Origin of the sequence: Lentihominibacter faecis (assembly GCF_014306095.1) — a bacterium.
Classification (GTDB): Bacteria; Bacillota; Clostridia; order Peptostreptococcales; family Anaerovoracaceae; genus Lentihominibacter; species Lentihominibacter faecis.
The window spans coordinates 1-13,889 of record NZ_JACRWC010000108.1; the positions used below are offsets into that span (position 1 = coordinate 1).

A 13,889-nucleotide genomic window follows, 5' to 3' on the forward strand; every position below is an offset into this window, starting at 1 on the left:
AGACAGGATGAACATCGAGGCGATTTCGACAGGATCTATGAGTCTGGATCTTGCAACCGGGATCGGTGGTGTTCCCAGAGGTCGTATCATCGAGGTGTTCGGACCGGAATCTTCTGGTAAAACAACGCTGACGCTGCATGTGATCGCAGAAGTTCAGAAAACCGGAGGCAGGGCTGCTTTCATCGATGCAGAGCATGCACTGGATCCGGAATACGCCAGAAATCTGGGCGTTGACGTGGATGAACTGCTGGTATCTCAGCCGGATTACGGCGAACAGGCTCTGGAAATTGCAGAAATGCTGGTTCGCAGCGGCGCCATCGATCTGGTGGTGGTAGACTCGGTAGCGGCACTGGTTCCGAAGCACGAAATCGAAGGAGCTATGGGAGACAGTGCGGTAGGTTTGCAGGCAAGACTTATGTCACAGGCACTGCGTAAGCTGGCAGGTATCATCAACAAGACGAATACCACTATTATTTTTATCAATCAGCTGCGTGAGAAAATTGGTGTCATGTATGGCAGCAGTGAGACTACAACTGGCGGACGGGCGTTAAAATTTTTCTCATCCATGCGTCTGGATGTTAGACGAATCGAAAGCATCAAGTCCGGGGATACTGTATTAGGGAACAGAACGAAGGTCAAAATCGTCAAGAATAAGGTGGCTCCTCCTTTTAAACAGGCGGAATTTGATATCATGTACGGCAAAGGAATTTCCAAGACTGGTGATGTGATCGATTGTGCAGTAGAAGCTAAGGTCATTGACAAAGCCGGCTCCTGGTACAGCTTTGATGGCAACCGGATCGGACAGGGAAGAGAAAACGTCAAGAAATATATGGAAGACAACCCGGAAATCTTCGAACAGGTAGAGCAGCTTTTGCTCGATTCATTGAAACAAAAAGATGAAAAAAAGAATGATGATGAAGCTGCAGATATCCCGGGAATCGATGATGGTGAAATCTTCATTGATGAAGATGGCGTAATTATTGAATAAACGCTGCGGATGGAAATCATGGCCAATTTGACCGAACGCGAAATGATTGAAAAATACACTTTACAAGCCTCTTGAAATGTAGTATCATATATGAATGTAAGCCGCACGAACAAGGTTATGAAACGAGCTCAGCAGGAGATCGTACCTCGATAGGCGAGACTGGATAGAGGAGGTAAAGACTTACAATGTACGCAATTATTGAAACAGGTGGAAAACAGTACAGAGTTGAAAACGGAGACCGGATCGCAGTTGAAAAACTGGGAGTTGAAGACGGAGCAAAAGTTGTATTCGACAAGGTCCTCGTAGTAGGTGACGGAGCTGATATCAAAGTAGGAGCACCTTATGTAGACGGAGTTACTGTTGAAGGAAACGCTATTGAAACTGGCAAGGGCAAGAAGGTTATCATCTTCAAGTACAAGGCTAAGAAAGACTACAGAAAGAAACAGGGTCACAGACAGCCATATACTTTAGTTGAAATCACTTACATCGCAGGAAAAGCTGCACCGGCAGCAGCTGCTAAGGAAGAAGCTCCTGTAGAAGAGAAGAAGGCTGTTAAGAAGCCGTCTCTGAAATCGATGAAGAAGGCTGAACTGATCGAGTTCGCGAAAGAAAACAACATCGAGATCAACGAAAAGGCTACGAACGCAGTAATGATCGAAACGATCGAAGCTGCTTTAAAGTAAGCAACACACAAGAAAGTATTTTTATTTTGATATAGCGAGGAGGTGTCTGGTCGATGGCAAGTAAAAAAGGTGTAGGTAGCTCGAAGAACGGTCGTGATAGTGAGTCGAAACGTTTAGGCGTGAAGACAGGTGACGGTCAGTTCGTAAGTGCCGGCAGCATTCTGGTAAGACAGAGAGGAACGAAGTTCCACCCAGGTAACAATGTTGGAATCGGCGGGGATGATACTTTATTTGCGAAGGTTGACGGAGCTGTTAAGTTCGAAAGATATGACAAGACTAGAAAGCAAGTAAGTGTATATCCGAAAGAAGCGTAACCGATAATTCTGAGCCCCTATTTTATAGGGGCTTTCTTTTTTCTCTCACATTTTATGAAACAGGAATGCAGGGAACGGGACCCGGAGAGGAGGACGCATGTTTGTAGATAGAGCGAAAATATTTATAAGATCCGGCAAGGGCGGCAATGGAGCGGTATCATTTCGAAGAGAACCTTTTGTTCCAGAAGGCGGACCGGATGGCGGAGACGGCGGCAAAGGCGGAGATGTCATCTTTGAGGCAGATGAAAATATGCGCACACTGATGGATTTTCGTTATAAAAGAAAATACGAAGCCGAAAACGGTCAGGATGGCATGAAGAAAAAACGTTATGGCAAGAATGGCGAAGACCTGATCATAAAAGTGCCGGTCGGTACGGTTGTGATCGACGAGGAATCCGGACTGGTGATGAAAGATTTGAAGAAACACGGGGAATCTTTCGTTGCAGCCAAGGGCGGCAAAGGCGGCAAGGGCAATACGAAGTATGCAACCTCTACGCGTCAGGCCCCAAATTTTGCAGAAGCGGGCGGATTTGCCAAAGAACGAAATGTGATCCTGGAAATGAAGTTGATCGCTGACGTAGGCCTGGTAGGATTCCCAAATGTAGGGAAATCTACGCTGCTTTCTGTTTCTACAAGTGCTAAGCCGAAGATCGCAAATTACCACTTTACAACGATCGATCCTAATCTGGGAGTCGTTAAAATTTATGATACCAGCTTCGTTATGGCGGATATTGCGGGGATCATTGAGGGTGCTTCAGAGGGGGCTGGCCTGGGACACAGATTCCTGAAGCATATCGAACGCACCAAAGTTTTGATCCATGTAGTGGATGTATCCGGAAGCGAAGGCAGAGATCCAAAGGAAGATTTCGATAAAATCAACAAAGAACTGGAACAGTACAGCGAAAAGCTGCTGAAAAAGCCTCAGATCGTAGCGGCTAATAAAATCGATCTTATTGGAGAAGATTCGGAAGAGTATCAGGATTTCAAAGCTTATGTAGAAGAACAGGGATATGAAGTATTCCCGATGTCAGCTCCGATCAATCAAGGTGTCCAGGAAGTCCTTGCAGCTGCTGCCGACAAGCTGCAGCAGGTTCTGGCAGAACCGCAGGAAGAGGACGATTATGAACTGTTCGATTTTGAAAAGGATGAAAATGATCCGGATTATCGAACGGTTACTGTTTCCTACGATGGAAATTCTTTTGTTCTGCATGGGAAACAGCTGCTTAAGATCTTTAATTCCACCAACTTCACTGATTTCGGGTCGCTCAGATATCTGTACAAGTACATTGAAAAGAGCGGTGCGATCGATCAAATGAAAGAAATGGGGATCGAAGATGGAGATATCATCAAGATCGAAGATTTTGAATTCGAGTATTACGATGAGGACTATTTTGAGGATTAATTATACCAAAGCCTGGTGTGGCGATCCTCTTGCACAGAGAAGATGCTTTTCGCATCTTCTTTTTTCTTGCATTCTGGAATATATATGAAACAGGATGCTTTACAGGCGAGAGGGGATGCTATGAAAGAAAGACTGATGAAGCAGGTCGTTATGGTATTGCTGTTTGCAGTGGCGATGTTGCTGGCAGATCATTCTCATATCGATGTGTTACAGCGAGGGAGCGAAGCGATCCGTATGCAGATGGCTGCGGAGTATACCTGGGATGATGTGAAAAAGGCAGGCGATAAGACGGTTAAAACGGTGTCGTCTTTGCCGGGCAGGATAAATGGGGCGGTGCAGACAGTTACAGGAAAACCGGTATTAGGTGAACCCATTGATGAAAAAAGACATGGGAAACAGTCTTCCGTCTATGCTGTAGACAGCGGACAGGTCGTCGCCACAGGGGAAGATGAAACCATCGGAAAATACGTGCGGATCTCTCATGGGAAAGAAGGCGAGAGCCTTTACGGTAATCTGGAAAAAATCCTGGTAAAGGTTCCTGTAAAGGTAAAGAAGGGACAGATCATCGGAACATACAACAACTCAAGTAAAAAGGAATTCTATTATTCATTTAATGTGGTGGAATAATGTCACGAAGAGGTGGAATTATGGTATAATAGATGCACTTGTGATCAGAAAAAAATATGAAAGGAACAGGACATGAAACATCCAACAACAGAAGAATGTCTGAAACTTTTAGAAGAATATGGAACGCCGACTCGTGTCAAGGGACACTGTCGTGCTGTAGCGGATACAGCATGTCGCATCGGCAGAGCACTCAACCGGCATGGGCATCATTTTGATCTGGAGCTGGTAAATGCAGCCGGTTTGCTGCACGATATCGCGAGAGTGAAAGAACACCACTGGGACGTAGGAGCAGATTTTGCAGAAAAACTGGGCTATGTTCAGGAAGCAGCCATCATCCGGGTCCATATGACCTATTCTCCATTCCATCCGATAACGCAGGCGACGGAAACCGATCTGGTATGCCTGGCGGACAGGCTGGTAAAGGAAGATCGATATGTCGGGATCGATGAAAGAGTTCAGTACATTATCGATAAAGCCGTAAGAAATGGTCATCCGGAGGCGGAACCTCGCATCCTGGAGAAAAAGGAAGAATTAAAGGAGTTTGTGCACGAGATCGAAGTGGAGATCCATATGACTGTGGATGAACTCATGAAGTATGGCTACGCAGAATAGGGAGGACGAATGAGCATCGATACACAGCTGGAAAAAATGCTGCGAAAAGTAGAAAAGCCCGCACGGTACACAGGCGGAGAAGTCAACAGCGTGAAGAAGGATCCGGAGCAGGTAAGTGTACGTTTTGGATTCGCATTTCCAGACACCTACGAGATCGGCATGTCGTACATGGGCATGCAGATTTTATACAATATATTGAACAGGAATGAAAAAATCTACTGTGAGAGAATTTTTGCCCCGGCAGAGGATATGGAAGCGCTGATGCGTGAAGAAGGCAGGAAGCTGTTTACTCTGGAAACTTTCACGCCGGTAGACGAGCTGGACATAGTGGGGTTTACCCTGCAGTACGAGCTGTCATACACAAATGTGCTGAATATTTTGGACCTGTCAGGCATGCCGCTGCATAGTGCAGATCGTGGAGAAGAATTTCCGGTCATTGTGGCAGGAGGTCCGTGCGCATATAATCCGGAGCCGCTGGCGGATTTCATCGATCTTTTTATGATCGGAGATGGCGAAGAATTATTAGAACAGGTTTGCCTGCTGAAAATGGAATGTGATTCTAAAAAGGAGTTTCTGCAAAGGGCCTGCAAACTGCAGGGCGTCTATGTGCCGGCGTTTTATGAGCCGATATACAATGAGAACGGTACGATCAAAGAAATCAAAAAACTTTATGAAGAGGCTCCTGATCGCGTGAAGCGAGCTGTTGTAGAAGATCTGGACAAGGCGGAATTCCCTGTAAAGAACATCGTTCCCTTTATCGATACGGTTCACGACCGTTGCGTGGTGGAAACCTTTCGTGGATGTACCCGCGGATGCCGGTTTTGCCAGGCAGGGATGATCTACAGACCGGTACGGGAGCGTAAAAAAGAGACGATCGAAAATCTTGCAAAGGAGCAGCTGGCCAATACGGGACACGAGGAACTATCACTGCTGTCTCTTTCTACCAGCGACTACTCTCAGTTTGAGCCTCTGGCAACAGATCTGATGAAAATGTGCGGCGAAAACAATGTTTCCCTTTCATTGCCTTCACTTCGCCTGGATTCTTTTTCCTTCCAGGTCCTTCAGGAGATCCAGAAGTATCGGAAGTCCGGACTGACATTTGCTCCGGAAGCCGGAAGTCAGAGACTTCGTGATGTGATAAATAAAAACATTACTGAAGAAAATATTTTCAGTGCCGTAGAACAGGCCATCGAGCTGGGATGGGAGCACATCAAGTTTTATTTCATGGACGGGCTTCCAGGAGAAACGTATGAAGACCTGGATGGGATCGGCAAGATCGCTTCAGACATCATGGATCTGAATTTTAAGCTGAAAGGCAGAAGAGGGGGCAGGTTCCGTGTGACAGTCAGTGTCTCCAATTTTGTACCAAAAGCACACACGCCGTTTCAGTGGGCAGCACAAGACCGGCCGGAAGAGTTTCGCGCCAAGCATGATCATCTGGCGAAGCAACTTCATATCAAGGGTGTCACGTTCAATTATCATGAAACGAAGACCAGTAATCTGGAAGCTATCTTTGCGAGGGGAGACAGGAAGGTTTGCAGGCTGCTGGAGCACGCTTATCATCTAGGCTGTAAGTTTGATGGATGGACAGAGTATTTCAAGCCGCAGCTGTGGGAACAGGCCTTTGCGGAAACGGGAACAGATCTGGAGTTTTACGCTTACAGAGAACGTGATTACGAGGAGATCCTCCCATGGGATATCATAGATCCTCTTATCAGCCGAGAGTTTCTGATACGTGAGAATGAGAAGGCAAAGGCAGCGCAGGTAACGCCGGACTGCCGCAGGGGATGTGCCGGATGCGGTATCAATCGATATGCTACCTGCTTTAAAAATGCAAAGTTTGAGGGGGTAGAACATGACTAGGTATATTATGCAGTTTTCAAAGACGGGGACGAGCTGTTATATCTCTCACCTTGATCTGGTGCGTGTATTTCACCGGGCATTTAAGCGGGCAGGTATTAAACTGGAATATTCTAAGGGATTCAATCCGCATCCTAAGATGGGATTCGCACAGCCTTTATCTCTGGGATATACGGGAATGCGGGAATATATTGAGTTTGAAACCAAGGAGGAGCATGCTCCCGAAGATCTGGGCGAGATGTTGAAAGCACAGATGCCGGACGGGATCGATATTCATCTGTGTCAGTTCCTGGAATATCCTAAAAAGACGCTGGCGTCGGTAACGGAAGCAGCTGTTTATACAGTGTCGATCCCTTTGAAAAAAAGCGTGCAGATGAAGGCGGATGCCTGTAAAGAGCTTTATCTGGGACAGGATCAGATCATTGTCTTAAAGAAACAGAAGAAAAAGAAAGATCTGGTTGAGATAGACATCAAACCGAAGATACGTGAAATCGAATTTCTGCCGCTGTCAAAGAGTCTGCAGATCAAAATGAAAATCGATGCGGGAAGCAATTCCAATCTCAGTCCGGAGCAGGTGATCGATTCGGTGCTCCGGTGTTTTGCGATCGATACGGATCGCAGTGAAATCAGTGTTACCAGACATTTGATCTTTTTTAGAGAAGCTGTTTCGCTGCCAGATGCAGCCGGTTGTGCTCCCGAGCTTGAAAGATGGGGAATGCAGGAGGAAGATAAGGCGGCATGGGACCAGATGGACAGGATCATGGAGAAAAGCGAAATATTGAAAAATATGCAAAAAGAACGGCTGAGCAAAGTGATGATCCTGGTGATCGATGGCTGTGCTCCCGCTTATATCTCGCCGGAGCATGCTCCGCAGCTGCATAAACTGGCGAAGGAAACGGGATTTGCAAAGAAAGTACAATGTGCGATGCCATCGGTGACAAATGTCAATCATGCGTGTATTCTGTCTGGAAAGTGGCCCATGGATGCAGGCGTGATAGGGAATTACTATTATGACCCGGAAACAGAAGAAGAAGGCTTTATTGAAGAACGGGGCTATATGAAAGCGGAGACGCTTTTGCAGTATTATAAAAAGCTGGATAAGAAAACCGCTTTGCTTACGGTAAAGGGAAAGGTCCTCGGCGTATATGGAGATGGTGCAGATATCGGGCTTAGTGCACAGGAACCCGATCCTGCTGTGCTGGAGCGATATGATTTGTCGCCGGCGCCAGCCATCAACAGCGTGGAAGCAACGGAATGGATCGTGCGAGCAGCTGCGGAATGTATTCGAAAAGATGACCCGGATCTGGTATACTGCACGACTAATGATTATGTATTTCATCATTTTGAACCAGGAACGCCGGAAGCATGTGCGCAGATCAAAGCGATCAATGACATCGTCAGTGAGATCGCAGAACTGGATCCGGATCGTCAGATCTACATTACGGCAGATCATGGGATGAATCAGAAGCATACGATTGTGAATTTTTCGCAGATCGCAAAAAATGCCGGTTTTGATGTATTCTGTCTGCCACCGTTAAAAGATCGTTACATTGAGAATCATATCTATCAGGAAGGCGGTCTGCTGTATGTATTTTTGAAAAATCCTGTACAGGCTACGGATTTCCGTCGCTTTGCAGAAGAGCATCCGCTGGTGGAACGTGTACTGGACAGTAAACAGGCCGCAGTGGAATATTATCTGCCACCGGACAAAATCGGCGATTTTGTATTGCTTGCAGGTGAGGATATCGCTTTTGGAGAAGTAGAAGGTGAGTCGATCCATACAGAAGATTCCAGAACCCATGGATCTTTGTATGAGAGGGAGATCCCGCTGATAGGCATCAATACACAGCCGAAAGGAGAACGCTTCCAATACCACAAGGATGTGGCCAGGTATCTGATGGGAATGTCGTAAAACAAGTTAAAACCGAAAGAAAACGGAAACCGTATTTTCTGTAAAAAGAAGGTACGGTTTTTTATTTGCAGAAAATAACAGGGAAATATTGACACGGCGCGATGTTGTATGTAAAATAATGCCAACACCCGAACGAATGAATAAGAGAAAGGGGGCGCAAGATATGAAAAAACTGATGGAGATCCTCGGCGACAAGAGGGAACTCTGCCGGTTACTGAATGAGCACAAGGATATGCTGAAGAAGGTGGGGATCGTGGTTTTGGTGATCGTGCTGGGACTGGTAGTGTCTGCGGTGAAAAACGGTGGACAGGAAGAAGCCCAGGCACAGGAGACGACGGTGGCCGCAGAAGAAGAAACGGCTGAGGTGATCTATGTCGATGTGGGAGGTGAAGTGAATCAGCCTTCTGTAGTAGAACTGACGGATGGCAGTCGTGTAACGGATGCTATTGCTGCGGCAGGAGGGTTGACGGAGAAGGCGGATCTGACGGATATCAATCGTGCAGCTTTTGTCAGCGATGGAGAGAAAATTTTTATTCCTTCGCAGGAAGAATACGACTCCGATGGACTGCTTTCCGGTGACAGTGGAAACAGTGGTGGGAGTGGAGCTTCAGGAAGATCATCTGACGGCAAGATCAATATCAATACGGCGGATTCCACACAGCTGCAGGAACTGAACGGAGTAGGTCCGGCAACTGCAGAAAAGATCATTGATTACAGGAAACAGAACGGTAGATTTCAATCGATCGAGGATATCAAAAACGTTTCGGGAATAGGAGATAAAACATACGAAAAATTAAAGGATCATATTAGAGTTTGATCTGAAAAGGATAAGGAGAGGTAGAGAATGGTTAAAAAAAGGGGGATACTACTACGTATTATTACGGGTACTGTGATGCTGATTCTGGTAGTTGTAAGTGCACTGGTGCAGACAGAACCGGCAGCAGCGGCAGGCTCCGGAATCTCAAAGGTGTCGTTTGATGGCTATTTAAAAGGCGTAGAATACAAAGTGTATACCGTGGAGAAAAACGGCAGTGTGCTGTTCTATAATCAGGACGGGAGCACATATGTGCAGCAGGTGACTGGACTGCAGCCTTCCAAGCGGCGGCATATGATCTTGACGGATGTGTCCAGCGGTGAAAAGCGTGAAGGCTACTGTATTGAATTCGATGCAGATTTTCGTGTACAGACATCCTATGAAAGCACAGGATATCTGACGGATAAAGCGTATTTCAGTCACATGCCGGAGGATGTGAAAAAGTTAATGCTGGCAGTAACGTATTATGGGAAAAACGGAGATAATCCACTGCCGGTTTCCGGAGTCAGCGGTGAGGACTATTATTATGCAACACAGGTCATGATCTGGGAGGTACAGCAGCAGCTTCGCGTATTTGAACGGGACAGAAATGGCAGGATCACGGGAACGAAGAGAGTGGCAGCTCATGGGATGCAGGCTGACTATTTTTACCGGTCGCTGAAAGGACGTGCAGCAGAAAAATGTTATGATTTTCTGGCAGAAAATATAGGAAAGCACTTTGTGACACCTGAGTTTGTCGGAGAGACGGCGGAGAAAGCAGCACCGGTGCTGATGAAATACGACATGGAAACAAAATCGTGGAAAGCCAATGCGGATGAAGGAAACTGCAGCTTTGATATGAAATGGGCAGTAGAGGACATCCAGTATTCAAAGGAGGGCTCGGCACATAATTTCACAACATCCAAGGCTATCGATGGAGAAAAAATCGTAAAAGTAAAGCGAAAGACAGAGGAAGGATCATCAGCAGAAAATCTGTTGATCTGGAACCATGAGGGCAGCAAACGGATGCAGGTGTTATCTACCGGATCGGCTTCCCCTCCGGAGTTCTTCATGCGATTAAAAACGGATGTGCCGGCAGAAGTGACTGTGGAAAAAAAGGATGCGGAAACCGGAAAATCCATTCCGGCGGAGCAGACGCAGTATAAGGTGAAGAGTCTGGATCTGAATCGTTATGTGTCAGACGGAATGAAAAAGAAAGACGGGGAAGTGTATGAAACAGATCGAGACGGCAGGATCGTGATCCCGGTAAAACTGCAGCAGGGCACATACCAGCTGGAAGAGATCAAAGCCCCTAAAGGCTATGTTGTAGCAAAGGAACCGCAGCAGTTTAAAGTAGATGGCAAGACCGCTTCAATAACGTTAGAACAAAAGGATATGCCGCAGAAAGGAAAAATCACCATTAAGAAAATCGGTGAATACAAGCACCATGACAATTGGGCAGATATTAGAGAGAAGGTCATGGGCGGTATTGATTTTGATATCATCGCTTTGGCGGATATCATTACGCCGGATGGAACCGTTCGGGCGGAAAAAGGTCAGGTCGTCGATACTGTGCGAACAGATTTTAATGGGAATGTCAGCAGCAAACCATTGTATTTAGGTCCGTATAATGTGGTAGAAAAGGATGCCCCGGTAGAATACCGTATCGCAGAACCGATCAATGTGGCTTTGGTTTATGGTGATCAGAACGTGGATATCGTGGAGAAGCAGATCAATATATTGAATCGTCTGAAGAGAAATATCGACAGCTTGGGAGAGACACCAAAGACAGGGGATGAAAGTGGGGTCAATACGATCCTTCTGGTAATGCTTCTTTCGCTTACGGTGATGGCTGTGACAGCGGTTTTATTTAGGCTGAGGAAAGACGAGCAGAAGTAGATAGAACTGAAGGCTTAATAAAAAAGAGGCGACAGCCCGGACTTAAAGTCTGGTGCTTGTCACCTCTTTGTGCTAAATGCTAAATATTTGCCAGGTGTTTTTTGAGACATTCAAAGGTCTCATCGCTGAGGTGGTGTTCGATCTTGCAGGCATCTTCCCGGGCGGTTTCTTCAGAAACTCCGCACCGCACGAACAGATCCGTAAGGAACACATGTCGTTCGTAGGTTTCCTTGGCGATTTTTTTACCGGCATCTGTGAGGAAAATATGTCCGTCCTCATCTCGGGTAATGTAGCCGTTTTCTTCCAGCTGTTTCATGGCGATGCTGACGCTCGGCTTGGAGAAACCCAGATGGTTTACGATGTCGATGGAGCGTACACGCCCTTTTTCATTTCTCAGAATAAGTATGGATTCCAGATAGTTTTCTGCGGATTCAAGTATTTTCAATTTCGTGCCTCCTATTTGATGGCTGTTTCCAGCGCCAGTTTCATCATATCAGTGAACGAGTTCTGACGTTCCTCTGCCGTGGCCTTCTCCCCGGTCACGAAGTGATCGCTGATGGTCATCATAGCCAGCGCGTTTACCCGGTTGTAGGCGGCGTTCATGTAGAGGGCAGCAGCTTCCATTTCTACAGCCAGAACGTTCATGGCAGCCCACTTCTTCCACCAGTCTTCCTTCAGTTCATAGAATACATCACAGGATACGATGTTTCCGGCTTTGAACGGGATGTCCAGATGCTTTGATGTTGCCTCCAGCTCGGAGAGCAGTTTGAAGCTGGCACACGGAGCATAGTTTCCCGGTACGTCAAATGCGTGGATGTAATTGGAATCGGTAGATGCTGCCATACCGACCACTATATCTCGTACTTTGATATCCTCATGGAAAGAGCCTGCCGTACCGATACGGATCAGATTCTGCACGCCGTATTCAGTGATCAGCTCCCAGGAGTAGATCCCCATGGAGGGCATTCCCATCCCAGTTCCCTGTACGGAAACAGGTACGCCTCTGTAGGTTCCGGTGTATCCCAGCATACCGCGGATCTCATTGTAGCATTTCGGGGAATCCAGAAAGTTTTCTGCGATAAATTTTGCACGAAGAGGATCACCCGGAAGCAGGATGGATTCTGCAATATCATTCTTATTTGCAGCGTTGATATGTGTGCTCATAGAAAGAGTCCTTTCGTTCCTTTATAGTATTATGAATAGTATACCACAAAATATGGGAAAATGGGCTTAATTTTTTATAAAGTTTGCATTTCCTAACCTCGCTGATACAGGAGGATTTTTTTTTGCACAAGGTCAATAGAGATTTCAGCGCCCATGGGCATGGTGCTTTGCGGGTACATATGACCGGCTCTGTAGTTCAGCAGGGTCGGTTTTTTGTATGGCAGGATGACTTCCTCGATGATCTGCTGCAAAGTCAGGGTGCTGTCTGCGATGACACCGCTGTCTGACGGGTCGTCGTGGGGAGGTTCTTCACAGTCTGTAAAGGTGCCGAGAATGATCCCGGCGCAGTCCCGGATTTTTCCAGCCAGAGCCAGGGCTGTCAAGTTGCGGTCCAGCCGGTAAGGGCGCTCGCCCACGTCTTCTAAAAAGAGAATGGCGTCTTTCGTGTCGATCTCCCAGGGAGATCCGAGGGTGCCGGCTACAAGAGACAGATTTCCGCCGGTGAGGCGACCGGTGACCATCGGATTGCCTTTGGGAGCATGGGGAGCATCAGAGATACCGGGAGCATAAGGGACGTTGGGAGTATCGGATAAGTTTGTGCCGGAGCCTGTCGGATAAAGTGCACGCAGCTCCTGTCCCGGCGGATTTTGCAGCTCGCAGATTTCCTGCGGGCGGAACAGCTGGGATCTCAAGGAGTCTAACGTGAAGTCATCCAGCCTGCTGTAGTCGGTATTAGGCATGGGACCGTGGAATGTGATGAAGCTGCACAGCTTATTGATAGAGGTATGGAGAGCGGTGATGTCGCTGTAGCCGATGAGTGGCTTGGGATTCTGGCGGATCATATCAAAATCCAGCAGGGGAAGCAGACGCATGGCGCCGAAGCCGCCGCGCAGGCAGAAGATCCCGGCGATGTCTTTGCGGGAAAAAGCTTCGTTGAGGTCGGAGGCGCGCTGGGCGTCTGTTCCGGCCATGTAGCCGTGGTGCTCCCGGCAGCTGGGCATGACCACTGGATTGAGCCCCAGCAGTTTCACGGATTTGATGGCGGCTTTCAGGTTGACGGCAGGGACAGGAGACGATGGAGCGGTCAGAGCCACCGTATCACCCGGCTGCAGCGGGCGAGGGTAAAAGAGTTTGTTCATGAGGGTGTCCTTCTTTCGCTAATATTTTTTAATCAGTCTGATACTTGTCTTTTTGTATAAAAAAAAGATGGGAGACACTGGCCATCTTTTTCTTAGTGGAACGATTTTAAATTCGTTTCTCATTTCTGTGCATTTAACTTATGCACGGGTGGGGACGGGTGAGAATTAAGCGTTCGCTTTGTTGAATCTCTTTGCTAATCTGGAGACTTTTCTGGATGCAGCGTTCTTGTGGATCGTATGTTTAGCAGCAGCCTGCATCAGCTTCTTTTCTGCTAAAGTCAGCTTTTCCTTAGCTGTTTCCATATCACCAGCTTCGAGTGCAGCGTCATAAGCCTTTAAGATTGCTTTCAGGTGACCCTTAACACGTCTGTTTCTAGCTGTCTTCTTGTCGATTACACGGATTCTTTTTTTTGCGGATTTAATGTTTGCCATTTAAATTACCCCACTTTCTTTATTCTATAGCATAAAACCACAAACTAAGTATAAATGAATAAAA

Annotated in this window: 13 protein-coding genes and 1 pseudogene; 10 read left to right on the forward strand and 4 right to left on the reverse strand. The window is 47.0% G+C overall.

Annotated elements, in window-relative coordinates:
- From recA to H8876_RS08830, 10 genes and pseudogenes are all read left to right on the forward strand, one after another.
- On the forward strand, positions 1–988 hold a 988-nt coding region (gene recA / locus H8876_RS08785; RefSeq protein ID WP_249287432.1), incomplete at its 5' end, for a recombinase RecA.
- Positions 989–1,173: 185 nt separating this feature from the next.
- A pseudogene (gene rplU, locus H8876_RS10390) lies at positions 1,174–1,476 on the forward strand (50S ribosomal protein L21); the annotation flags it as partial.
- 248 nt (positions 1,477–1,724) lie between these two features.
- Positions 1,725–1,985: a 50S ribosomal protein L27 gene (gene rpmA, locus H8876_RS08795; RefSeq protein ID WP_249287434.1), complete on the forward strand. Its 261-nt coding sequence runs from the start codon at positions 1,725–1,727 to the stop codon at positions 1,983–1,985.
- Positions 1,986–2,082: 97 nt separating this feature from the next.
- Positions 2,083–3,387: a GTPase ObgE gene (obgE, locus tag H8876_RS08800; RefSeq protein WP_249287435.1), complete on the forward strand. Its 1,305-nt coding sequence runs from the start codon at positions 2,083–2,085 to the stop codon at positions 3,385–3,387.
- Between the two features lie 120 nt (positions 3,388–3,507).
- The gene (locus tag H8876_RS08805; RefSeq protein WP_177264269.1) at positions 3,508–4,014 is read left to right on the forward strand and encodes a M23 family metallopeptidase; all 507 of its coding nucleotides are present in this window, start codon (positions 3,508–3,510) and stop codon (positions 4,012–4,014) included.
- A gap of 72 nt (positions 4,015–4,086) precedes the next feature.
- Positions 4,087–4,626: an HD domain-containing protein gene (locus tag H8876_RS08810; RefSeq protein ID WP_177264268.1), complete on the forward strand. Its 540-nt coding sequence runs from the start codon at positions 4,087–4,089 to the stop codon at positions 4,624–4,626.
- Between the two features lie 9 nt (positions 4,627–4,635).
- Complete coding sequence (locus H8876_RS08815) at positions 4,636–6,489, forward strand: TIGR03960 family B12-binding radical SAM protein (RefSeq protein WP_249287436.1); 1,854 nt, start codon at positions 4,636–4,638, stop codon at positions 6,487–6,489.
- The gene (locus H8876_RS08820) at positions 6,482–8,398 is read left to right on the forward strand and encodes a TIGR03936 family radical SAM-associated protein (RefSeq protein WP_249287437.1); all 1,917 of its coding nucleotides are present in this window, start codon (positions 6,482–6,484) and stop codon (positions 8,396–8,398) included. The genes H8876_RS08815 and H8876_RS08820 overlap by 8 nt, the downstream gene beginning before the upstream one ends.
- A 163-nt stretch (positions 8,399–8,561) precedes the next feature.
- Positions 8,562–9,215: a helix-hairpin-helix domain-containing protein gene (locus H8876_RS08825; RefSeq protein WP_249287438.1), complete on the forward strand. Its 654-nt coding sequence runs from the start codon at positions 8,562–8,564 to the stop codon at positions 9,213–9,215.
- A 27-nt stretch (positions 9,216–9,242) separates the two neighbouring features.
- Positions 9,243–11,090 (forward strand): thioester domain-containing protein, encoded by a 1,848-nt coding sequence (locus H8876_RS08830; RefSeq protein WP_249287439.1) that lies wholly within the window; start codon positions 9,243–9,245, stop codon positions 11,088–11,090.
- 79 nt (positions 11,091–11,169) lie between these two features.
- On the opposite strand, the gene H8876_RS08835 is transcribed toward H8876_RS08830, so the two are convergent.
- From H8876_RS08835 to rpsT, 4 genes are all read right to left on the reverse strand, one after another.
- Positions 11,170–11,535: a metal-dependent transcriptional regulator gene (locus H8876_RS08835; RefSeq protein WP_177265879.1), complete on the reverse strand. Its 366-nt coding sequence runs from the start codon at positions 11,533–11,535 to the stop codon at positions 11,170–11,172.
- Between the two features lie 11 nt (positions 11,536–11,546).
- Complete coding sequence (deoD, locus tag H8876_RS08840; protein WP_249287440.1) at positions 11,547–12,254, reverse strand: purine-nucleoside phosphorylase; 708 nt, start codon at positions 12,252–12,254, stop codon at positions 11,547–11,549.
- A gap of 92 nt (positions 12,255–12,346) precedes the next feature.
- Positions 12,347–13,393, reverse strand: a complete 1,047-nt coding sequence (locus tag H8876_RS08845) for a S66 peptidase family protein (protein WP_249287441.1) — start codon at positions 13,391–13,393, stop codon at positions 12,347–12,349.
- Positions 13,394–13,558: 165 nt separating this feature from the next.
- Positions 13,559–13,825: a 30S ribosomal protein S20 gene (gene rpsT, locus H8876_RS08850; protein WP_177265860.1), complete on the reverse strand. Its 267-nt coding sequence runs from the start codon at positions 13,823–13,825 to the stop codon at positions 13,559–13,561.
- Between the last annotated feature and the right edge of the window lie 64 nt (positions 13,826–13,889).